Source organism: Halobacterium yunchengense, assembly GCF_037031165.1.
Classification (GTDB): Archaea; Halobacteriota; Halobacteria; order Halobacteriales; family Halobacteriaceae; genus Halobacterium; species Halobacterium yunchengense.
Window position 1 is genome coordinate 71,498 of record NZ_JAYEZL010000004.1, and the last position, 20,611, is coordinate 92,108.

General features: G+C 70.5%; 17 protein-coding genes and 3 pseudogenes. 16 read left to right on the forward strand and 4 right to left on the reverse strand.

The features are described 5' to 3' along the window. The first annotated feature begins 29 nt into the window (after positions 1 to 29). A complete protein-coding gene (locus tag U5911_RS12320) occupies positions 30 to 1,454 on the forward strand; it encodes an FAD-dependent oxidoreductase (protein ID WP_336037241.1) in 1,425 nt (474 codons plus the stop codon). 34 nt (positions 1,455 to 1,488) lie between these two features. On the opposite strand, the pseudogene U5911_RS12325 reads toward U5911_RS12320, so the two are convergent. After that, a pseudogene (locus tag U5911_RS12325) lies at positions 1,489 to 1,859 on the reverse strand (winged helix-turn-helix transcriptional regulator). Between the two features lie 144 nt (positions 1,860 to 2,003). Here U5911_RS12325 and U5911_RS12330 point away from each other — a divergent pair. The 4 genes and pseudogenes from U5911_RS12330 to U5911_RS12345 all read left to right on the forward strand — a co-directional run bounded on the left by U5911_RS12330 (position 2,004) and on the right by U5911_RS12345 (position 6,654). Further along, positions 2,004 to 3,048: pseudogene (locus U5911_RS12330) on the forward strand (succinylglutamate desuccinylase/aspartoacylase family protein). A 55-nt stretch (positions 3,049 to 3,103) separates the two neighbouring features. Continuing rightward, positions 3,104 to 3,451: a thioredoxin gene (gene trxA, locus U5911_RS12335; RefSeq protein WP_336037242.1), complete on the forward strand. Its 348-nt coding sequence runs from the start codon at positions 3,104 to 3,106 to the stop codon at positions 3,449 to 3,451. Positions 3,452 to 4,379: 928 nt separating this feature from the next. Continuing rightward, positions 4,380 to 5,303, forward strand: coding sequence for a TSUP family transporter (locus U5911_RS12340; protein WP_336037243.1), 924 nt, complete (start codon positions 4,380 to 4,382; stop codon positions 5,301 to 5,303). A 202-nt stretch (positions 5,304 to 5,505) separates the two neighbouring features. Further along, positions 5,506 to 6,654 carry an MBL fold metallo-hydrolase gene (locus U5911_RS12345; RefSeq protein WP_336037244.1) on the forward strand — a complete coding sequence of 383 codons (1,149 nt, stop codon included), beginning with the start codon at positions 5,506 to 5,508 and terminating at the stop codon, positions 6,652 to 6,654. Positions 6,655 to 6,726: 72 nt separating this feature from the next. On the opposite strand, the pseudogene U5911_RS12350 reads toward U5911_RS12345, so the two are convergent. Continuing rightward, positions 6,727 to 6,894: pseudogene (locus tag U5911_RS12350) on the reverse strand (ATP-binding protein); the annotation flags it as partial. A 56-nt stretch (positions 6,895 to 6,950) separates the two neighbouring features. Between U5911_RS12350 and U5911_RS12355 the strand changes: the two are divergent. The 4 genes from U5911_RS12355 to U5911_RS12370 all read left to right on the forward strand — a co-directional run bounded on the left by U5911_RS12355 (position 6,951) and on the right by U5911_RS12370 (position 10,920). After that, positions 6,951 to 7,832, forward strand: coding sequence for a DUF7351 domain-containing protein (locus tag U5911_RS12355; protein ID WP_336037245.1), 882 nt, complete (start codon positions 6,951 to 6,953; stop codon positions 7,830 to 7,832). Positions 7,833 to 8,050: 218 nt separating this feature from the next. After that, positions 8,051 to 8,989: an ABC transporter ATP-binding protein gene (locus U5911_RS12360; protein ID WP_336037247.1), complete on the forward strand. Its 939-nt coding sequence runs from the start codon at positions 8,051 to 8,053 to the stop codon at positions 8,987 to 8,989. After that, complete coding sequence (locus tag U5911_RS12365; RefSeq protein ID WP_336037248.1) at positions 8,986 to 9,822, forward strand: ABC transporter permease subunit; 837 nt, start codon at positions 8,986 to 8,988, stop codon at positions 9,820 to 9,822. The genes U5911_RS12360 and U5911_RS12365 overlap by 4 nt, the downstream gene beginning before the upstream one ends. 192 nt (positions 9,823 to 10,014) lie before the next feature. Further along, positions 10,015 to 10,920, forward strand: a complete 906-nt coding sequence (locus U5911_RS12370) for a CPBP family intramembrane glutamic endopeptidase (RefSeq protein ID WP_336037250.1) — start codon at positions 10,015 to 10,017, stop codon at positions 10,918 to 10,920. Between the two features lie 39 nt (positions 10,921 to 10,959). On the opposite strand, the gene U5911_RS12375 is transcribed toward U5911_RS12370, so the two are convergent. Both U5911_RS12375 and U5911_RS12380 read right to left on the reverse strand, forming a co-directional pair. Further along, on the reverse strand, positions 10,960 to 11,574 hold the full coding sequence (locus U5911_RS12375; RefSeq protein WP_336037251.1) for a PH domain-containing protein: 615 nt from the start codon (positions 11,572 to 11,574) through the stop codon (positions 10,960 to 10,962). A 124-nt stretch (positions 11,575 to 11,698) separates the two neighbouring features. Then, positions 11,699 to 12,568, reverse strand: a complete 870-nt coding sequence (locus tag U5911_RS12380; protein WP_336037252.1) for a universal stress protein — start codon at positions 12,566 to 12,568, stop codon at positions 11,699 to 11,701. Positions 12,569 to 12,886: 318 nt separating this feature from the next. Between U5911_RS12380 and U5911_RS12385 the strand changes: the two genes are divergently transcribed. Genes U5911_RS12385 through U5911_RS12415 form a run of 7 tightly spaced genes read left to right on the forward strand, consistent with a single transcriptional unit; the run spans position 12,887 to position 20,609 of the window. Beyond that, entirely contained in the window at positions 12,887 to 13,477 is a 591-nt protein-coding gene (locus U5911_RS12385; protein ID WP_336037253.1) for a hypothetical protein, read from the forward strand. Then, the gene (locus tag U5911_RS12390) at positions 13,477 to 14,205 is read left to right on the forward strand and encodes a ubiquinol-cytochrome c reductase iron-sulfur subunit (protein ID WP_336037255.1); all 729 of its coding nucleotides are present in this window, start codon (positions 13,477 to 13,479) and stop codon (positions 14,203 to 14,205) included. The genes U5911_RS12385 and U5911_RS12390 overlap by 1 nt, the downstream gene beginning before the upstream one ends. A 1-nt stretch (position 14,206) precedes the next feature. Beyond that, on the forward strand, positions 14,207 to 15,610 hold the full coding sequence (locus tag U5911_RS12395; RefSeq protein WP_336037256.1) for a cytochrome b: 1,404 nt from the start codon (positions 14,207 to 14,209) through the stop codon (positions 15,608 to 15,610). Next, the gene (locus tag U5911_RS12400; protein WP_336037257.1) at positions 15,607 to 15,822 is read left to right on the forward strand and encodes a DUF8120 family protein; all 216 of its coding nucleotides are present in this window, start codon (positions 15,607 to 15,609) and stop codon (positions 15,820 to 15,822) included. Before U5911_RS12395 ends, U5911_RS12400 begins: the two co-directional genes overlap by 4 nt. Further along, positions 15,819 to 18,716, forward strand: a complete 2,898-nt coding sequence (narG, locus tag U5911_RS12405) for a nitrate reductase subunit alpha (protein WP_336037259.1) — start codon at positions 15,819 to 15,821, stop codon at positions 18,714 to 18,716. The genes U5911_RS12400 and narG overlap by 4 nt, the downstream gene beginning before the upstream one ends. Beyond that, the gene (narH, locus tag U5911_RS12410; protein WP_336037261.1) at positions 18,713 to 19,774 is read left to right on the forward strand and encodes a nitrate reductase subunit beta; all 1,062 of its coding nucleotides are present in this window, start codon (positions 18,713 to 18,715) and stop codon (positions 19,772 to 19,774) included. The genes narG and narH overlap by 4 nt, the downstream gene beginning before the upstream one ends. Further along, a complete protein-coding gene (locus U5911_RS12415; RefSeq protein ID WP_336037262.1) occupies positions 19,764 to 20,609 on the forward strand; it encodes an ethylbenzene dehydrogenase-related protein in 846 nt (281 codons plus the stop codon). Before narH ends, U5911_RS12415 begins: the two co-directional genes overlap by 11 nt. The last annotated feature ends 2 nt before the right edge of the window (positions 20,610 to 20,611 follow it).

Sequence of the window (20,611 nt, forward strand, 5' to 3'; positions counted from 1 at the left end):
TTACGTGGGTCGGTTCCCACGTGTCGCACATGACGGACCCGTTCGTCGTCGTGGGCGGTGACGCTGCCGGACTGAGTGCCGCGAGCAAGTGCAAGCGCGAGGACCCGGACCGCGACGTCGTCGTCTTCGAGAAGGGCCAGTGGGTGTCCTACGCCCACTGCGGGATGCCCTACTACGTGAAAGGCGAGGTGGCGGGCCTGAACGACCTGCTGTCGCTGACGCCGGACGACGTCGCGGACCGCGGCATCGACCTCCGGCGCGGCCACGAGGTGGTCGCCGTCGACCCCGACGACCAGACGGTGACCGTCGAGGCCGACGACCGGCGGTTCGCCCAGCCGTACGGCGACCTCCTCGTCGCCACCGGCGCGCACGCCGTCTCCGACCCGATCGAGGGCGCGGCGCTGGACGGCGCGTTCACGATGCACAGCATGGACGCCGCCGCGGCGCTGCGCGCGTACCTGACGCCGCCCGACCAGGTCGACCCGACCGAGGTGGACGGCGAGTTCGTCGACCGGGCGCGCGTCGAGCGGTACGCGGCGATGGAGCCGCCCGAGACCGCCGCCATCGTGGGCGGCGGCTACGTCGGCGTGGAGATGGCGGAAGCGTTCAGCGCGTACGACCTCGACGTCCACCTCTTCCAGCGGACCGACCGGCTCCTCCCGCCGTTCGGCGAGGCCGTGGGCGAAGCGGTCGCCGACGAGCTCGGCGAGCACGGCGTCACGCTCCACCTCGGCGCGGAAGTCGAGCGCATCGCGGGCGACGACCGCGTGGCGGCGGTGGTCGCGGACGGCGAGCGCGTGCCCGCCGACGTCGCCGTGGTCGGCATCGGCGTCCGGCCGAACACCGCGCTCGTCGAGGGTACGCCGGTCGAACTCGGCGAGTCCGGCGCGATCGCCACCGACGAGTACGGCGAGACGAGCGTGGACGGCGTCTACGCGGCCGGGGACTGCGCGGAGATGACCCACGCGGTCACCGGCGAGCCTGACTGGGTGCCGCTCGGCCTGACCGCGAACCGCGCGGGGCGCGCGGTCGGCGCGACGGTCGCCGGCGACCCCTCGCTGGTCGGCGACATCGCCGGGACGGCCGTCGTGAAGGCCTTCGACGTGGAGTGCGGGCGGACGGGCGTCGTCGACCACGAGCGCGCCCGGGACGCCGGCTTCGACCCGGCCTCGGAGACCATCACGGCCGGGTCGCGCTCGGGCTACTACCCCGGCGCGGCGCCGACGACGGTGACGCTGACCGCGGACCGCGAGACGGGCCGGCTGCTCGGCGGGACCATCGTCGGCACCGACCGCGCGGCCGTCCGCATCGACACCGTCGCGACCGCGCTCGACCAGGACGCGACCGTCGCCGAGGTGGAGCGCCTCGACCTGGCGTACGCGCCGCCGTTCAGCCCCGTCTGGGACCCGGTGCTCGTCGCGGCGAAGGTCCTGAACGGCTCGCTCGAGGAGTGAGGCGGCGGCGACGGTCGGCCAGCGTTCGGACGGCCTACGCGTCCGTGGGCTCGGTGAGGTTCTCCAGGCCCCAGTCGCGCATCGCGGTGATGACCGGCTCGAGGCTCTCGCCGTACCGGGTCAGGGAGTACCGGACGCGGACCGGCTTCTCGCTGACGACCGTCGCTCGACGAGGTTGTTCGACTCGAGGTCCTCGAGGCTGTCCGAGAGCACCTTGCTCGAGATGCCGTCGACGTCGGCTTTCAGTTCGTTGAACCCCGACTCGCCGTTCGCCAGGAGGCGGTGGACGATGACGGGGTGCCACTTCTTGCCGATGAGCGACGACGTCGTCGTGACCGGACACCACTCCTCGCCGGCACACCAGACCTCGAGCTGTCCGGCGGCGTCTGCTTTCTCGGCTGTCATGGGCCGGCGTACTCGTCCACCCACCATAGTGGTTACTACGAGAGATCTACTCACTAAACGTAATCTCGTTCGGCCGGAGTCCTCCGGGTGTCCCCGCGGACTCGACGCCGTGCTTAATGAGACTGCTCCACGTGGGTACGTACCATGTCCGCCCAGCGTCCAGAGCCGTTCACGTACGACGGCGGCGTCGTCGAGCCGGGAGAGACCGCGCAGTTCCGGTACTCGGTGAGCGAGACGTACCTCGGCGACCCGGTCCGGATCCCGGTCACCGTCATCAACGGGAGTCACGGCGGTCCGACCGCGTTCCTCTCGGCGGCCATCCACGGCGACGAGCTGAACGGCATCGAGGTGGTCCGCGAGGTCGCCCAGGAGTGGGAGCACGAACACGTCCACGGCACGCTCGTCTGCCTCCCCGTGGTGAACGTCCAGGGGTTCGTCACCCAGCAGCGGTACTTCCCGGTCTACGACCGCGACCTCAACCGGGCGTTCCCCGGGAAGAAGGGGTCGACGAGCGCGCGGCGCGTCGCCGCGACCGTCTTCGAGAACTTCGTCCGGCCCTGCGACTTCGGGCTGGACTTCCACACGTCGACGCGCGGCCGCACGAACATGTTCCACGTCCGCGCGGACATGAGCGACGACGCGGTCTCGCGGCTCGCGAAGGCGTTCGGCTCGAGCGTCGTCATGGACAGCGAGGGCTCGGAGGGCATGCTCCGCACGGAGGCCACGAGGGCCGGGATTCCGACCATCACCGTCGAGATGGGGGAGGCCCACCGCTTCGAGCGAGAGCTCATCGACGACGCGCTCGACGGCGTCCGGAGCGTCCTCGCGGAGTACGGCGTCTATCCCCAGGCCGGCCGTCCGGTGGCCGGGCTGGCGGACCGTCATCGAGGGCTGGGACGAGAAGACGTGGCTGCGCGCCGACGCCGGCGGCATCGTCGACATGCGCCACGAGCGCGGCGACCTCGTCCACGAGGGCGACGTCATCTGCCGCATCACCAACCCCTTCAAGACTGACGTCACCGAGGTCACCGCGCCGTTCACCGGCGTCCTCGTCGGCGTCCTCGAGAACCCCGTCGTCTACCCCGGCAACCCCATCTGCCACGTCGTGAACGTCGAGGAGAACGTCGAGCAGATACTCGAGGCGCGCGCCGCCGAGGCGGACGGCGGCCGACGCGTGCGCCCCTCGTAACCCGCTCACCCGATAGTTGGCGAATACCTAACACGTCTCGGCCCCCGGGGGACGTATGGCCAGCGACCCAAGCGTGCCGTCCGACGACCCGACACGCCGACCGGTCGACGTCGACAGCGCCGCGGCGTTCGACGCCCTCCTCGCCGAAGGCGGCCGCGTGCTCGTGGACTTCTACGCCGACTGGTGTGGCCCCTGCAAGGAACTCGCGCCGACCGTCGACGCGCTCGCCGCCGAGGTGCCCGAACCCGTCGTGAAGGTCGACGTCGAAGCCGTCCCCGACGTCGCACAGCGATACGACGTTCGAGCCATCCCCACGCTCGTCGTCCTCGAGGACGGCGCGGTCGTCGACCGACTGCGCGGCGTCCAGGAGAAGTCCGCCCTCGCCGACGCCCTCGAGAGCTAGTCGGGCAGTCCGTCGGCCGCGTCCCGGGGCGCCGCGACGTCCCGTGAAACTCCCGCGGAGCCCTCGTTTCCCGTTGGTCGCCTCGCGGTGGTCCCTCGCGGTGGTCCCTCGCGGTGGTCCCTCGCGGTGGTCCCTCGCGGTGGTCCCTCGCGCTGGTACCTCGCGCTGTCACCTCGACCTGGCGCCGTCGTCTCCGTGCGCGGGCTGTCGCCGCTCCCTGTTGCCGCTCTCGTGCGCGAACCGAAAGCCGTTCCCTGTCTCCCGTGCCCGCACGCATACCGACGGTAACCCGGACCCGAACCCGTTTCCACCAGCTTGAATTACTGTACTATAAAATTATATTTTCGGTGTTCGTCTCTCTCGACGGTGCCACCGCCGCCTCGCCAGTCCGTCGTAGCCGGTGCCCCCGATCAGACACGCCGGAGAACTCGAAGTGATAGAGGGAACGGACCCGGCACTCGGCCAGGGGCGACGAACGAGTACACCCAGCCGTCCGCGTCGAGGCTCGAGCGAGTGGCTGGGGGCTCTCCGTGAATCTCGCGTATTGAACGGTCTATCCCGTCGACGTCTGCGTTTCCACACGTTCGGAGACTAGCAGAACGCGATCGCCCCCGAGAACGTCCAGGGGAAGTATAATTAGAATTATACTAGTTGGGAATTTACTACTTACATACTATTACGTCGAGCCCCGTCGCAGGTACTGTGGCGGCGTCCCCCTCCGACAGTGCGCTCGTATTCTTGCCGCTGTCTACGTTCCGCGCTCGCGGTCGAATCTCGCCCGAACGCGCCTCAGGGACGCGCCAGCCCGGATTCCCCGCCTCGCGGGCGTTCGCGATGGCGCCGGATGTTACCGACGCGGACAGGGGGAAGGCCGCCAGCGTCGATTGGGGAGACGACCCGACGCGTCCCGCATCCACCCACGTCACGCATGAGCTCGCACCAGTCTCACCTCGACCCGGCACAGTTCCTGGCGAATCTGCGCGCCCTCCGGTACCGCGAAGTGACGATGGCAGCGGCGACCCTCGCGGTGGTCGCCGGGTCGGTCGTGTTCTTCCCCGGCGCCGAGAACGTCACGAACGGCGTGCAGTCCGACGTCACTCCGGGTCTGCTCGCGCTGTTCGTCGTCGTCGCCGTCGTCGCCGGCGCGGTCAAGGGCATGCTCGGGTTCGGGTACGCCCTCATCACGACGCCGGTCTTCGCGTCGGTCGTCGACCCCACGCTCGCGGTGGTCGTGCTCGCGATCCCGCCGTGGATGCTCAACGTGTTCCAGATCGGGGAGACCGACACGGGGCTCGCGTTCGTCCGCGACGAGTGGGTGTTGCTCGCGCTCGCCGTCGTCGGGACGGTCCTCGGCGTAGTCGTCCTCTCGGCGTTCCGGACCGGTCCGCTCGTCCCGTTCCTCATCGGCCTCGTCATCTTCGGGTACGTCGCCTTCCAGGTCGCCCAGAACTTCGTGACCGTCGAGGCGGCCCACCACCCGGTCGCCCTGAGTAGCGCGGGCTTCCTCGAGGGGTTCCTGCTGGCCGTCGCCAACCTCGGGCCGCTGCTCCCGGCGTACTTCCACACGTTCGAGCGGGACGTCGACCGGTACATCGGCGGGCTCTCGATGGTGCTCGGCGTCGTCTTCACGGTGCGGCTCGTCCAGATGGCGGCGTTCACGGACCTCCTGACGACCTACCGCCTCTGGCTCGGGTCGGCGATCGCGGTCGTCACCGTCGTCGGACTCCTGCTCGGGACGTACCTGCGTCGCCTGGAGGTCGACGAGGCGACGTTCGACCGGTTCGTCGTCGGCCTGCTGTTCGTCATCTCGCTGAACATCTTCCGGACCACGGTTCCGGCGCTGTTCCTCTGACAGACGCGCTCACCCGTGCGTTCCCCGTCGGCTCCGGGGGAGGTCGACGGCCAGGCCCCCTCGTTTCTCGCGTGGGAAGGGCTTGCGGTTGCGACCGCCGTGGGAAGGACTTTCCGGGAGAGCGGCGTACCGGGACCCGAAGCGGCGAGCGCGAGTGGCGGTTCCGCCGCGCCGCAACCAGACACGACGAAGGTGAGCCACGATGGTCGAGCACATCACCGCGGAACGACTCGCGGACATGATCGACGCCGGCGAACAGTTCACGCTCGTCGACACGCGCCCCGAGGAGAGCTTCGACGCCTGGCACGTGCGCGACGCGGAGAACGTCCCCTACGACCCCCACGAGGAGTTGAGCGACGCGCAACTGGAGGACGTCGACGAACTGGTCGGCGACGGCCCCGTCGTCGCCATCTGCGGGAAGGGGCTGTCGTCGACGGCGTTCGCGTTCGACCTCGCAGCACACGGGTACGAGGACGTCGCCGTCGTCACCGGCGGGATGGAGGCGTGGAGTACCGTCTACGAGGTCGTCCCCGTCGAGACGTCCCGCGAGGACCTCGTGGTCCGGCAGGTCCAGCGCCGCGCGAAGGGCTGTCTCGGGTACGTCGTCGGCTCGCGAGCGACCGGGGAGGCGGTGGTCGTCGACGCGACCAGGCAGACCGACCAGTTCAAGGTCGCCGCGCAGGACGCCGGCCTCTCCATCACGCGCGTCCTCGACACGCACGTCCACGCCGACCACATCTCCGGCAGTCCGGCGCTCGCCGACGAGGTCGGCGTCCCCTACCACCTCGGCGAGGGAGCCGCCGAGCGCGGCGTCGCCTACGAGTACGAGCCGCTCGCGGACGGCGACGTCCTCGAGGTCGGCGACGTCGAGATCGAGGCGCTGCACACGCCGGGCCACACCTCGGAGATGCTGAGCTACCTCGTCGACGGCGAACTCCTGCTGACCGGCGACACGCTGTTCGTCGACTCGGTCGGTCGGACCGAACTCCAGTTCGGGGAGGCGGACGCCGCCCGCGGCGCCGAACTGCTGTACGACTCGCTGCACGACACGATCCTCGAGCTCCCGGACGACACCACGGTTCTGCCGGGCCACGTCGCGGTCACGACCGACGGCCGCTACGAGCACGGCTCCCCGGGCACTCCGCTCACCGCCCGGCTCGGCGACCTGCGCGAGGACCTCGACGTCCTCGGGCTCGACCGCGAGGCGTTCGTCGAACGGTTGACCGCGGACACGCCCGAGAAGCCGCCGAACTACGAGCGCGTCATCGCCATCAACACGGGCAGGGAGACCGTCGACGACGAGGGCGAGGCGACGGAACTCGAACTCGGGCCGAACAACTGCGCCGCGTAGCGGCGGCCGGCAAGCGACACTGCGGCGGAGGCGGCGGTGCTGCGGGGCCGTCTCGCGGTGTGGTCGCGCCGGTCAGTCGGCGCGCGGGAGTTCGACGACGAAGACGCTCCCCCTGGGGTCGTTGTCCGCCACCCGGACGTCGCCGCCGTACTGCGTGACGAGCGTGTCGACGAGGTAGCGGCCGATTCCCGTGCCCGGGCTCCCGAGGCCCCGCTCGACCCGGACGGCCTCTTTGCCGTCGCGAGCGTGCGAGGGGAGGAACGCTTACGTCGCTGGCTCGCCGAGCGTACGCGTCGATGGATTCGGACACCGGTACTGGGTCGCGTGACGCGTTCGCCGCGCTCGGGAACGACCTCCGCCTGGCGGTGTTGCGCGTGCTCGCGGCGGCGATGGAGGCCGACGGGAGCGGGCTGTCGTTCACCGCGCTGTACGACGAACTCGGCATCGAGAGCACGTCCCGGCTCGCGTACCACCTCTCCAAGCTGGACGGCTGGTTCGTGCAGCGGCGGGACGACGAGTACGTCCTCACGCAGGCCGGCGACCGCGTGGTGCGGGCGGTCCGTTCCGGGACGTACAGCGAGCGACCGTCGTTCGAGCGGACGACGCTCGAGGGCGACTGTCCGCGGTGCGAGTCGACGACGCTGGTCGCGGCGTACGAGGCGGCGATGCTGGTCGTCGCTTGCGAGGCCTGCGACGCGACCGTGGTGCGGTACGACCTGCCGCCGGCGGCGGCGAGAGACCGGACGAGCCGGGAGGTGCTGGCGGACTGCAACCGCCGCGCCCACAGCGAGTACGAGAACGCGTTGCGGGGGACGTGTTCGACGTGTGGCGGTCGGACTGAGGTGGCCGTCGAGTCGTCGGACGGCGGCGAGTACGCCTGCGTCTCGGAGTGCAGCCAGTGCGGGCTGCGGCTGTTCGCGCCGTTCGAGGCGCGAGTGCTCTACCACCCTGGGGTCGTGTCGTTCTACTGGGCGAGGGGCGTCGACGTCTCGAACTACCCGTTCTGGCGGTTGCACTCGCTCGTTTCCGAGTGGACCGTCGAGGGGCTCGACGAGGACGGACTCCCGTGTAGGGTGGTCCTGAGCTGCGAGGGGGACTCGCTGCGGGCGGTCGTCGACGAGAACCTCGCTGTGTCCGTCGAGGCGGCCGACGCGGTAGCGGGCCGTCCGAACCCGTGATGGGCGGCCGAGACGGTTCCGGTTCGCCCGGGCTAGCGACGGGAGCCTCCGGCGCGAGCCGGGGTGCCGTCCGGCTGCTCAAGCGTCTTTGAGTTGGCGCACTGTCAATATATAGGATTTTCAACAAGATACTTCTCGTCGCGGCTCCCACGCCCGGACGTGGTACTGAAACGCCCACCCGCCGCCCGGCCGGAACCACCCGACGCGAGGCCGCGAGCATGACAGCCATCGAGACCACCGGTCTGACGAAGCGCTACGGGCACGACGTCTACGCGGTCGACGACCTGGACCTGCGAGTCGAGGAGGGGGAGGTGTTCGGCTTCCTCGGTCCCAACGGCTCCGGGAAGTCCACGACGATCGACGTCCTGCTGGACTACGTCCGCCCGACGGCCGGCTCCGCCACCGTGTTCGGCTACGACGCCCAGGGCGACGCCGGCGAGATCCACCAGCGCGTCGGCGTCCTGCCGGACGGGTACAGCCTCTACGACCGCCTCACGGGGCGCGAGCACCTCGAGTACGCCGTCCGACTGAAGGCGACCGACGACGACCCGGAGGCGATCCTGGACCGCGTCGGTCTCGCGCCCGACGCCGCCAGGCGGCCCGCCGGCACGTACTCGAAGGGGATGCGCCAGCGGCTCGCGCTCGGCATGGCGCTCGTCGGCGACCCCGACCTCCTCATCCTCGACGAGCCGTCCAGCGGCCTCGACCCGGCCGGAATCCGGGACATCCGACAGCTCACGCTCGATTACGCCGCCGACGGCGGTACGGTCTTCTTCTCCAGTCACGTCCTCAGCCAGGTCGAGGCCGTCTGCGACCGCGTCGGCATCCTCGACGACGGCCGCCTCGTCGCCGTCGACACGATCGACGGCCTCCGGGACGCGCTCGGCACCGGCGCGACCATCACCGTCACGGTCGACGCTCCGCCGCCGGACCTCGATTTGTCCGCCGTCCCCGGTGTCTCGAGTGTGCACGTCGCGGACGACGAGGTGCGCGTGGCGTGTACAGACCCGTCGGCGAAACTCGCCGTCCTCGACCACGTCCGCGAGACCGGCGCCCGAATCCTGGACTTCGACACGACGAAGTCGTCGCTGGAGGACCTCTTCACGGCCTACACGCGCCCGGAGACCGAACGGCCGCCGACCGGAGGACAGCGATGAGCTGGCCCGTCGTCGCCCGGAAGGAGTTCGCGGACGCCGTGCGCTCGCGGCTGCTCTGGGGCGTCGTCGCGTTCGTCACTGCGATGGTGAGCGTGACGTTCCTGCTGCCGCTGGCGGTCCCGATCCTCGACGCCGGCGTGCTGTCGGCGCTCGGCGGCGCCAGCGAGTTCGCGTCGATGCTCGTCCCCGTCGTGGCGCTCGTCGCCGCCTACCTCGCGGTGGCCGGCGAGCGCGAGTCCGGGAGCCTGCGGCTGCTGCTCGGCCTCGAGCCCTCGCGGCGCTCGATCATCCTCGGGAAGTTCCTCGGCCGGAGCGCAGTCGTCGTCGCCGGTCTCGGTCTCGGGTTCGTCCTCGCCGGCGTGGTCGCCGTCGCCGTCTACGGCACCCTCCCCGTAGCGGCGTTCCTCGCCGTGGTCGCGTTGACGGCCGCCCTCGGCGTCTCGTTCGTGGGCATCGCTATCGGAATCTCCGCGGCGACGCCGACCCGGTCGCGGGCGATGACGGTCGGCATCGCCGCCTACCTCGCGCTCGCGCTCCTCTGGGACCTCGTGCCGCAGGGCGCTCACCTCGTGGTGTTCGGGGCGCCCCCTTCCGGGGCCGTTCCCGCCTGGTTCGTCTTCCTCCAGGGCGTCAGCCCGTCGGGGGCGTACAGCGCGCTCGTGATGAACGTCGTGCACGCCGCGGACGCGACGCTGCCGTCGGCCACCGCCGGCATCGACGGTGCAGCACCGTTCTTCGTGCAGTCCCGGGCGTTCATCGCCGTGCTGGTCGCGTGGACGGTCGTCCCGCTGGTCGTCGGCGCGGTGCTGTTCGAGCGGGCCGACCTGAACTGACCGTCGTCGGTCTCACCTGTTCGGCTTCCCGTCCGCGACTCGCCCCCCGGTCGCGGCGGCTCGGGATTCTTTGAGTAACCGAGCCGACAAAACATCAGGTGGTAGACAAGTTATATCTGTCCGGTGGCTGTGGTCCGACTGTGACCGCAGCGACCACTCACTCGACGGAGAACCGGGGTGAGCACGGAGACGATGACTGAGACCGCACGCGACTCGACGGTCGGGGCGTGGATCGACCGGCACCGCATCCTGGCGTTCCTCGCCGTGACGTACGCGTTCACGTGGACCGTGCAGGGGATCGTCATCGCGACCGGCATGGAGGCGTCGTGGACCCAGTCCATCCTCGTCGGGTTCGGCGGGTTCGGCCCGCCGGTCGGCGCCGCCGTCGTCCTCTGGGCGAGCGGCGGCGACCTCCGCAAGTGGGTCGGCCAGTTCTTCCGCTGGCGCGTCGGCGGCCGGTGGTGGGCGGCAGCGCTCGGCCTGCCCCTCGTCGTGCTGGCCGTCGGCGTCGCGCTCTTCGTCGCGCTCGGCGGGCCCGTCGACTGGAGTGGGCTCCCCTCGCCGGCGATCTACCTCTTCGTGCTCGCCTGGGGGACGCTCTGGGGCGGCGGCCAGGAGGACCTCGGCTGGCGCGGGTTCATGCTCCCGGTCCTCCAGGAGCGGTACAGCGCGCTCGCGTCCAGCGCCATCGTCGGCGTCGCGTGGGCCGGCTGGCACCTCCCGCTGTTCGTCAACCCGGCGACGACGCACGGCGCGTGGCCGCTCTCACAGCAGCTCCTCTGGGTCGTCTCCATCCTCGCCGGGTCGGTCCTCTGGACGTGGATGTACAACAGCACGGGCGGGAGCGTCCTCGCCGTCGCCGTCTTCCACGCCGGCATCAACGGCATGGGCGTGTTCCACCCGGTGGACACGGAGGCGCTGGCTCCGGACGGCGTGCCGACGCCGACCCTGCGGCTCCTCTCGGAGGTGACCGGCGTGGTTCCGCTCGCCGCCGCCGCGGTGGTCGTCGTCCTCGTCTACGGCGGCGAGCGCCTCGCCGACCGCGAGATCCCGGGCCGCGAGGCCGTCGGCCTCGGACCGCCGGCCCGCGAGCGGTAGCGGCGGCGGTCTGTCAGCGGGGCTCTCGGGGCTCGCCGGTCACTCCTCGAACGCTCGCTCGAGCAGTTCCCGGATGCGACGGAGCTCCGCGAGCTCCTCGCTCGCCAGGTTCTCCCGGTCGCGGGACGGCTGGCCGGCCTCGTCGGTGGCGTCGTCGCCGCCCTCGGTGGCGACCGGCCGGCGCTGCCGTACATTCGACAGGACCTGGTCCCTGATCGGCTCGTAGTCGCTGACGCCGCTGACGGTCAGTTCGGCGCCGACCTGGCCGCCGTACCCCGCGGTGTGGACGCCGACGGACCCGGCGCCGACGAGTCGCTCGACCGGCCCCTGGGTGGCGTCGACGTTCGTGATCCGGTTGTAGGGGACCGTCGTCTTCTGCTGGAAGAAGACGCCGCGGCGGTACTCGATCTCGTCGTCCGTGAACCGGTAGGCGGCAGTCCGGTAGAACGCCGGAATCCACCACGTCAGGAACGCCAGCGCGAGCACGGGCGGCACGACGACCAGGGACACGACCCAGAGGGGCGCCTCGGACAGCACGCCCAGCGAGGCGAGGAACGCGCCGACGGCGACGAGGACGACGACGGCCACCGCCTCGTAGAGGTAGTAGTACGCGGTGAGCTTCTCGGGCTTGAACCACTCGTTCTCGGGTCTCATGGCGGACAGTACAGCGAACGACCGTGTAGTCATGTGCGGTTCTTCTCACGCGCTGAACAGAGCCGGGGCCACGCGGCGCGGCGGGCGGACTCCGCAGCGAGCGCCGGGTCGGCCGCGTCCGGGGTCACTCCTCGCGTCTGACCGTGATGACGGGGACTGGCGCGGAGCGGACGGTCTTCTCGGCGACGCTCCCGAGGAGGATGCGGTCGGTGCCCTGGCGGCCGGTCGTGCCCATCACGACCGCGTCGATTCCGTGCTCGTCGATGGCCGCCAGGATCTTCTCGATGGGTTTGCCGTGTTCGACGTGCCGGACGACGTCCGTGACGCCGGCGGTCTCGGCCCATGACTCGACGTTCTCGACGGCTTCCGTCGCGGCGTCCTCGCTCTCCTCGGCGAACGCGGTCGAGCGGACGTCCATCCCGAAGGCGGGCTCGTCCACGACGGAGAGCGCGTGGACGGTCGCGTCGAGCGCCGCCGCGAGGTCGAGCCCGTGGTCTGCGGCGTGGGCCGCGCCGGGGCTCCCGTCGGTCGGGAGGAGGATGTCCTCGTAGGGGAACCGCAGCTGTTCGTCGGGCCGCATCCGCGCCGTGAGCACCGGGACCGACGCGAGGCGGACGACCTTCTCGGTGACGCTGCCGACGAGGTACCGCGACACGCCGCTCCGGGCGTGCGTCGGCATCACGATCAGGTCGTGGCCGTAGCGGTCGGCGTACTCGACGATGGTCGGCGCCGGGTTCCCCTGGACGACGTCGGTCTCGTAGTCCGCCCCGAGGGTGCGCAGCGTCTCCGCCGCCTCGTCGACGATCTCCTCGCCCTCCTCGACGAGCGCGTCGACGACCTGGTTCTCGACGACGGTGACGCTGTCCCGCGTCGTGTCCGCGGCGAAGAGGACGTGGATGGTGGCGTCGGCCCAGTGCGCGATCTCGGCCGTGTGGTGGAGCGCCGCCGCGGCCCCCTCGCTGCCGTCGAACGGGAGCAGGATGTCGTCGTACATTCGTACGGGTACCGACTCCGGGCACCACCAAAGGGTTTGCCACCTGTCGGTTTCCGGCCGGCCGCCCGGGAGCCGCCGTCCGGGTGCCGCGAGCGTGGGGACCGCGCTCCGGTGGCCAGTTATCGGTTAATTACGTTCACGGTAGTGTTTGCACCACGATAACACTTAACAGGTTTTGCTACGTGGCATCGACCATGGCTCCAGACCGCGATTCTCGGCGCCCCCGACGGACGCCCGAGTCGACGGCGACAGGACGGGCCGGCAGCGCACGCACCGCGCGCGGACCCGACTTACTGGTGGACTGACCGCTCCGGGACAATGGATGGACGCACCCTCGTCGTCGGTCTCGTCGTCCTGGCGGTGCTGTTGCCGATGTGGTTCGTCGCGGCGCAAGGGGAACCGCCCGCAGAGGAGGTCAGGATCGACCAGAGCGTCAGCGACATCCGGCCGCTGGACGGGTTCGTCGACACGCCGAACAAGCTCTCCCCGAGCCAGGTCGGGGTCGTCGTCTGGGTGGCGCTGTTCGCGCTGGTCGGCGTGCTCGCCGGGTTCCACCGGTTCATGAACCGCGCCGCGAGGCCCGGCACCGGCGCCGACGCCGCGGCGACCGACCGGCCCGCTGCGGACGGCGGCACCGCGTCCTCGCCGTGGATCGAGACCGAGGACCGCTGGCTCGTCGAGTACCACCCCTCGAGCGACGCCATCGAAGGCCTCGTCGCGGTGGGCGGACTGACCGCCCTCACCATCACGTTCTCGGCGCTGTTCGTCGGCGAGTACCTCACGCTCGCCCGGACCCAGTACTTCGGCATCTACGCGTTCGGGATGTTCATGTCCCTGACCGGGCTGACGGTGTCGTACTACGCGTGGTTCATGCCCCACGTCGAGGTCGCCGAACGGAGGGACCACTGATGGTCGGGGACGACGCCCCGGGTCCGGACCTCGGCGACGCGCTCTCCCGGACGTATCCCCGCGCCGACGACGGCGGCGGTGGCGACGGCGGCGACGCCTCGGACGGCTGCCCGTGCGAGTGCGGCGGCGACGGCGACGAGCCGAGCATCTACGAGCGGTTCTGGCGTGACGACCGCGCCGAGATGGAGCGACGGGACTACGCGAAGCTCCTGGCGACCATCGGCGGCGTGACCGCCGCGGGGAGCCTCGTCGCGCCGCTGGCCGGCCTCTCGCGGGTCTTCGAGCGGCGGTACACCGGCCCCGTCTACTCCGACGGCGTCCCGCTCGTCGACGCCGAGGGGAGCCGCATCGCGGAGAACAGGCTGAGCGAGGGCGGCCTGCTGACCGTCTTCCCGGAGCCCCGGCCGGGCATCGACCGCGCGCCGACGCTGCTCGTCCGCTTCGCCGAGGACGCCTACGGCGGCGAGACACGAATGGAGGACACGGTCGCGGGCTACGCGGCGTACTCGAAGGTCTGCACGCACGCCGGCTGTATGGTCGCCGACCGGGACGGCGACACGCTCGTCTGTCCCTGCCACTCGGGGCGGTTCGACCCGCTCGGGGGCGCGCGAGTCACCGGCGGCCCGCCGCCGCGGGCGCTCCCGCAGCTCCCGATCACGCTCTCGAGCGAGGGGTACCTCGTCGCGACGGGCGACTTCGAGGGGCCGGTCGGCCCCGGAGGTGGGTGAGATGGGGCGACTGCAGCGCGTCTACGACTGGCTGGACGCGCGCTTCGACCTGGACGACGCCCAGACGTTCCTCGGGAAAGCGTTCCCCGCCGAGGACTCGTTCCTGCTCGGGGAGGTCGCGCTGTTCTGCTTTCTCGTGCTCGTGTTGACGGGCGTGTTCCTCGGGTTCTTCTTCGAGCCGAGCACCAGCGACGTCGAGTACGAGGGCAGCGTCGCCCAGTACCAGGGCCAGGAGCTCCCGGAGGCGTTCGTGAGCGTGCTCAACATCACCTACGACGTGCCGTTCGGGATGCTGCTCCGGCGGATGCACCACTGGGCGGCCCACCTCTTCGTCGCCTCCATCGGGTTGCACATGCTGCGGGTGTTCTTCCAGGGGGCGTACCGCAACCCCCGCGAGCCGAACTGGCTGGTCGGCTCGGGGCTGGCGGGCCTGGCGATGTTCGCCGCCTACACGGGGTACGCGCTCCCGTTCGACGAGTTCGCCAGCACGGCCGTTGGCATCGGGTACAACGTGGCGAAGTCCGTGCCAGTCGTGGGGGAGACGCTCGCGTACGTCGTCTTCGGCGGGGAGTTCCCATCGAGCGCGACCATCCCACGGCTGTACTTCCTCCACGTGCTCGTGTTGCCGCTGGCCATCGCGGCTCTCATCGCCGTGCACATGTTCATCCTCGTCCGGCAGAAGCACACGGAGGCCGAGCGCGGCGGCGACGTCGAGGGCCGGGAGCGGGTCGCCGCGGACGACGACAGCGTGGTCGTCGGCCTGCCGGCGTTCCCGAACCAGGCCGCGGTGAGCGCCGTCGTGTTCTTCCTGACGCTGGCGACGCTGTCCCTGCTGGCCGGCTTCCTCCCGGTCCACAACGTCGCCGAGTACGGCCCGAACGACCCCGCCTCGACGCCCGACCTCATCATGCCGGACTGGTTCCTGATGTGGGGGTACGGGTTCCTCAAGCTGATCCCCTCCTGGATGAGCTTCGACCTGTTCGGGGTCCACGTTAGCTCCGAGTTCGTCGGGGGGCTGGTCCTGCCGGGGCTCGTGTTCGCGGGCGTGTTCCTCTGGCCGTTCGTCGACTACGAGGAGGAGCCGACGCACTTCGCGGCCAGCCCGCTGGCCCGGCCGTGGCAGACCGCGGTCGGCGTCGCCGCGGTCGTGTTCATCATGCTGGCGTCCATCGCGGGCATGGACGTCATCGTCGCCGACGTCCTCGGGACGTCGACTGCCGCGCTCAAGCCGTACTTCATCGGCCTGCTCGCCGTCGGTCCGGTGCTCGCCGGCGGCATCACGTACGCCGCCCTCACCGGACTGGGGGACGACGACGAGCCGCCGCCGTCGGCCGCGGACGGCGGGAGCCCGCCGCCGGACCGAGACCAGCCGAAGCCAGGCGAGCGGGGGGGTGACGCGCCGTGACCGGGCACCTCGGCCCGCTCGTGACGCTGCGCCCGCGGACGTACCGCTGGGTCGACCGCGCGACGAAGCTCGCGGGCGTCGCGCTCGTCGCGGTCGGCCTGGAGGTCGGCGGCGCCACCACCGCCGGCCTCGCGTTCGCCTGCCTCGGCGCCGCGGTCGGCCTCGCGACCGTCTGCATCGACGCCGACGACCACCGACACGACAATCCATGAGTGACCGACAATCGACGAGCGACAGTTCGCGTTCGGACGGCATCGACACGGCCCGCCGCGACTTCCTGAAGGGGCTCGGACTGGCGACGGCGGTCGGGGCGACCGGCCTCGGCGTCGCCAACTCCCAGCTCGGGATGGACGGGCTCGAGGTCGTCGACGACCCCATCGGCTCGTACCCCTACCGCGACTGGGAGGACCTCTACCGCGAGGAGTGGGACTGGGACTCGACGGCGCGCTCGACCCACAGCGTCAACTGCACCGGGAGCTGCTCGTGGGAGGTGTACGTCCGGAACGGCCAGGTCTGGCGGGAGTCACAGGCCGGCGACTACCCGGTCTTCGACGAGGACCTCCCGGACCCGAACCCCCGGGGCTGCCAGAAGGGCGCCTGCTACTCGGACTACGTCAACGCCGACCACCGGATCCTCCACCCGCTCCGGCGGACCGGCGACCGCGGCGAGGGGAAGTGGCAGCGCGTCTCCTGGGACGAGGCGCTCACGGAGATCGCCGAGGAGGTCATCGACACCGTCCAGGACGAGGAGTACGACGCCATCAGCGGGTTCACGCCCATCCCGGCGATGAGCCCCGTGTCGTTCGCCGCGGGGAGCCGGCTCGTCAACCTCCTCGGCGGGGTCTCGCACTCGTTCTACGACTGGTACTCGGACCTGCCGCCCGGCCAGCCCATCACCTGGGGGACCCAGACGGAGAACGCCGAGAGCGCCGACTGGTACAACGCCGACTTCATCTTCGCGTGGGGGTCGAACATCAACGTCACGCGCATCCCGGACGCGAAGTTCTTCCTGGAGGCCCAGTACAACGGCACGAGACGCGTCGGCGTCTTCACGGACTACTCCCAGACGGCCATCCACTGCGACGACTGGCTGAGCCCCGAGCCGGGCACCGACACCGAACTCGCGCTCGGGATGGCCCGCACCATCGTCGACGAGGGGCTGTACGACGAGTTCCACCTGAAAGAGCAGACGGACATGCCGCTGCTCGTCCGCGACGACACCGGGAAGTTCCTCCGCGCGAGCGAGGTGTCGGGCCTGGAGACGGACGCCGACCGCCCGGAGAAGATGTTCGTCATGCAGGGCGCCGCGGGCGAACTGCGGGTCGCGCCGGGGTCGCTCGGCGAGCGCGACGGCCAGTACGACCCCTCGCGGAGCATCGAACTCGACTTCGACCCACGGCTCGACGTCGCCCGCGAGGTCCGGACGCGGGACGGCCGGGTTGGGGTGACGTCCGTCTGGAACAACCTCCGGGCGGAACTCGCCCAGTACACGCCCGAGGTCGTCGAGGACCGGACGGGCGTCGGCCGGGAGACCCACCAGGAGATCGCCCGCGAGTTCGCCGCGGCCGAGCGCGCGAAGATCATCCACGGCAAGGGCGTCAACGACTGGTACCACAACGACCTCGGGAACCGCGCCATCCAGTTGCTGGTGACGCTGACCGGGAACCTCGGCCGGCAGGGCACCGGCCTCGACCACTACGTCGGCCAGGAGAAGATCTGGACGTACAACGGCTGGCAGACGCTGTCGTTCCCGACGGGCAGCGTCCGCGGCGTCCCGACGACGCTGTGGACGTACTTCCACGCGGGCATCCTCGACAACACCGACCCGGAGACGGCCGACCGCATCCGCGAGGCCATCGAGAAGGACTGGATGCCGGTCTACCCCGCAGAGCGCGAGGACGGCTCCCGGCCGGACCCCCGGGTCATGTTCGTCTGGCGGGGGAACTACTTCAACCAGGCGAAGGGCAACGTCGCCGTCGAGGAGGAGCTGTGGCCGCAACTCGACCTGGTCGTCGACGTGAACTTCCGGATGGACTCGACGGCGCTGTACTCGGACATCGTCCTGCCGACGGCGAGCCACTACGAGAAGTACGACCTCTCGATGACGGACATGCACTCGTACGTCCACCCGTTCACGCCCGCCGTCGAGCCGCTCGGTGAGGCGAAGTCCGACTGGCAGATCTTCCGGGAGCTGGCCGCGAAGATCCAGGAGCTCGCCCGGGACCGCGGCGTCGACCCGGTGCCGGACCGGCAGTTCGACCGCGACATCGTCCTCCAGTCGGTCCACGAGGACTACGTCCGCGACTGGGAGGCCGGCGAGGACGGCGCGCTCGCCGAGGACCGCGCCGCCGCGGAGGCCATCCTCGAGCACTCCGAGGAGACCAACCCCGAGGACAGCGACGAGCAGATCACGTTCGACGACATCGACGAGCAGCCGCGGCGGTTCCTCGCGACCGGCGACCACTGGACCTCGCCCGTCGAGGACGGGGAGGCGTACACGCCCTGGAAGCGGTACGTCCAGGAGAAGGAGCCGTGGCCGACGTTCACCGGCCGCCAGCAGTACTACATCGACCACGACTGGTTCCTCGAGCTCGGCGAGGAGCTGCCGACCGCGAAGGAGCCGGTGACCCTCCAGGAGAAGGCCGACTACCCGCTGCGGTACAACACGCCCCACGGCCGGTGGTCGATCCACTCGACGTGGCGGGACAACACGAAGATGCTGCGCCTCCAGCGCGGCGAGCCCGTCGTCTACCTCAACCCCGAGGACGCCGCCGAGCGCGGCATCGAGGACGGCGACACCGTCCGGGTGTACAACGACCTCGCCGAGGTGGAGGTCCAGGCGAAGATCTACCCGAGCAGCGAGCCCGGGACGGTCCGGCACTTCTTCGCCTGGGAGAAGTTCCAGTACGACTCCCGGGACAACTTCAACTCCCTCGTTCCCATGTACATGAAACCCACTCAGCTCGTCCAGTACCCCGAGGACACCGGCGAACACCTGCACTTCTTCCCCAACTACTGGGGGCCGACCGGCGTCAACAGCGACGTCCGCATCGAGGTCGAGCGGGTCGAGGCGGGCGGCGGCGACGACGGGGGTGAGGAGTCGTGAGCACCCAGGACGACGACGGGACGCCCGAGGGCGTCGACCTCGCGGACGGCGTCGACCACCAGGTCGCGATGGTGATGGACCTCAACAAGTGCATCGGCTGCCAGACCTGCACCATCGCCTGCAAGACGAACTGGACGGAGGGCGGCGGCCGCGACTACATGTACTGGAACAACGTCGAGACCCGTCCGGGGAAGGGCTACCCGCGGGACTGGGAGGAACTCGGCGGCGGCTGGGGCGAGGACGGCGAGGAGCGGACGCCCGGCGACCTGCCGACCGAGGAGGACTACGGCCGCCCCTGGGAGTTCAACCACGAGGAGATCTTCTACGAGGGCAGCGACGAGCCGCTCCGACCGATGGACGACCCCGAGTGGGGGCCGAACTGGGACGAGGACGAGGGCGCCGGCGAGTACCCGAACTCCTACTACTTCTACCTGCCCCGCATCTGCAACCACTGCACGCACCCCTCCTGCGTGGAGGCGTGCCCGCGGTCGGCGCTGTACAAGCGCGAGGAGGACGGCATCGTCCTCGTCGACCAGGACCGCTGCCGGGGCTACCGGTACTGCGTGGAGGGCTGCCCGTACAAGAAGGTGTACTACAACGCGATGAAGAAGACCTCCGAGAAGTGCATCTTCTGTTACCCGCGCATCGAGGGCGAGGGCCCGGACGGCGAGGTCCAGCCGCCGTCGTGTGCCGCCGACTGCCCGCCGCAGCTGCGGATGGTCGGCTACCTCGACGACGAGGACGGCCCCATCTACAAGCTCGTCGAGGAACACGAGGTCGCGGTCCGCCTCCACCCCGAGTACCGGACCGAGCCGAACGTCTACTACATCCCGCCGTTCGCGCCGCCACAGCACTCCGAGCGCGGGGAGTCCCTGGACGCCGAGCGCATCCCGCGGAGCTACCTCGAGGAGCTGTTCGGTCCCGCGGTCAACGACGCGCTGGACACCATCGAGCGCGAGCGCAACCGCGTCCAGCGCGGCGAGGACAGCGAAGTGATGGACCTGCTCACGAACAACGCCGCCGAGAAGTACCGGCTGGAGGTGTTCGATGACGCCTGACCGCGCCGGCGGGCCGACGGCCGAGTGGGTGCTCGCGGGCTGTCTCGCGGCCCTGCTCGTGGTCTCGGCGGCCGCGGTCCCGACGCTGACCGCGGCCCGGCCGGCCCACGAGATCCCCGTCTACGGGGCGTCCGCGGCGGACGGCGAGTCCCTCCAGCGCGCCGACGGCGACGCGTGGGCCGACGCGCCCGCCACCACGGTCCCGATGAGCAGTGCGGGCGCAGCCGTGCCGAACGCCGACGACACCACGGTCGAACGCGTCCGCGTGGAGGTCGCCCGGACGGACGCGCGGCTGTACATGCGGCTCTCGTGGGCGGACGGGAGCCGGGACACGTCGGCCGACGAGATCCACGCGTTCGCCGACGGCGTCGCCGTCCAGCTGCCGCGCAACGAGACCAGCCGGCCGCCCATCGCGATGGGCAGCACGGACAACCTCGTGAACGTCTGGTACTGGAGCGGCGCGACCGGAAACGAGGAGCTGCTGGCCGGCGGCCCGGGCACCACGACGGCGTTCGCGGAGTCGACGCTGCAGACGAACGCCTCCTACGAGGACGGCCGCTGGAACGTCGTGTTCTCGCGGTCTATCGGCAGCCGCAGCGAGAACCGGACCGCCATCCCCCAGGACCGGGATATGGACGTGGCGTTCGCGGCCTGGAACGGCTCGAACATGGAGCGGTCCGGCCAGAAGACGGCCAGCGAGTGGTACTACCTCGCTCTCGGGCCAGGGCCGCAGGGGCCGCCCTACGAGACCATCCTCTGGGTGGTCGCCGGCATCGCCATCGTCGCCACGACACTGGTGACACTCGAGGGCGTCCGGCGGACGAGGGGTGACTGACG

Coding starts and splice junctions, on each gene's coding strand:
- U5911_RS12340 (WP_336037243.1), top strand. CDS start 4,380: ATGAGCTCGCACCAGTCTCACCTCGACCCGGCACAGTTCCTGGCGAAT.
- U5911_RS12375 (WP_336037251.1), bottom strand. CDS start 11,574: ATGAGACCCGAGAACGAGTGGTTCAAGCCCGAGAAGCTCACCGCGTAC.
- U5911_RS12385 (WP_336037253.1), top strand. CDS start 12,887: ATGGATGGACGCACCCTCGTCGTCGGTCTCGTCGTCCTGGCGGTGCTG.
- U5911_RS12370 (WP_336037250.1), top strand. CDS start 10,015: ATGACTGAGACCGCACGCGACTCGACGGTCGGGGCGTGGATCGACCGG.
- U5911_RS12390 (WP_336037255.1), top strand. CDS start 13,477: ATGGTCGGGGACGACGCCCCGGGTCCGGACCTCGGCGACGCGCTCTCC.
- U5911_RS12360 (WP_336037247.1), top strand. CDS start 8,051: ATGACAGCCATCGAGACCACCGGTCTGACGAAGCGCTACGGGCACGAC.
- U5911_RS12395 (WP_336037256.1), top strand. CDS start 14,207: ATGGGGCGACTGCAGCGCGTCTACGACTGGCTGGACGCGCGCTTCGAC.
- U5911_RS12345 (WP_336037244.1), top strand. CDS start 5,506: ATGGTCGAGCACATCACCGCGGAACGACTCGCGGACATGATCGACGCC.
- trxA (WP_336037242.1), top strand. CDS start 3,104: ATGGCCAGCGACCCAAGCGTGCCGTCCGACGACCCGACACGCCGACCG.
- narG (WP_336037259.1), top strand. CDS start 15,819: ATGAGTGACCGACAATCGACGAGCGACAGTTCGCGTTCGGACGGCATC.
- U5911_RS12380 (WP_336037252.1), bottom strand. CDS start 12,568: ATGTACGACGACATCCTGCTCCCGTTCGACGGCAGCGAGGGGGCCGCG.
- U5911_RS12415 (WP_336037262.1), top strand. CDS start 19,764: ATGACGCCTGACCGCGCCGGCGGGCCGACGGCCGAGTGGGTGCTCGCG.
- U5911_RS12320 (WP_336037241.1), top strand. CDS start 30: ATGACGGACCCGTTCGTCGTCGTGGGCGGTGACGCTGCCGGACTGAGT.
- U5911_RS12355 (WP_336037245.1), top strand. CDS start 6,951: ATGGATTCGGACACCGGTACTGGGTCGCGTGACGCGTTCGCCGCGCTC.
- U5911_RS12365 (WP_336037248.1), top strand. CDS start 8,986: ATGAGCTGGCCCGTCGTCGCCCGGAAGGAGTTCGCGGACGCCGTGCGC.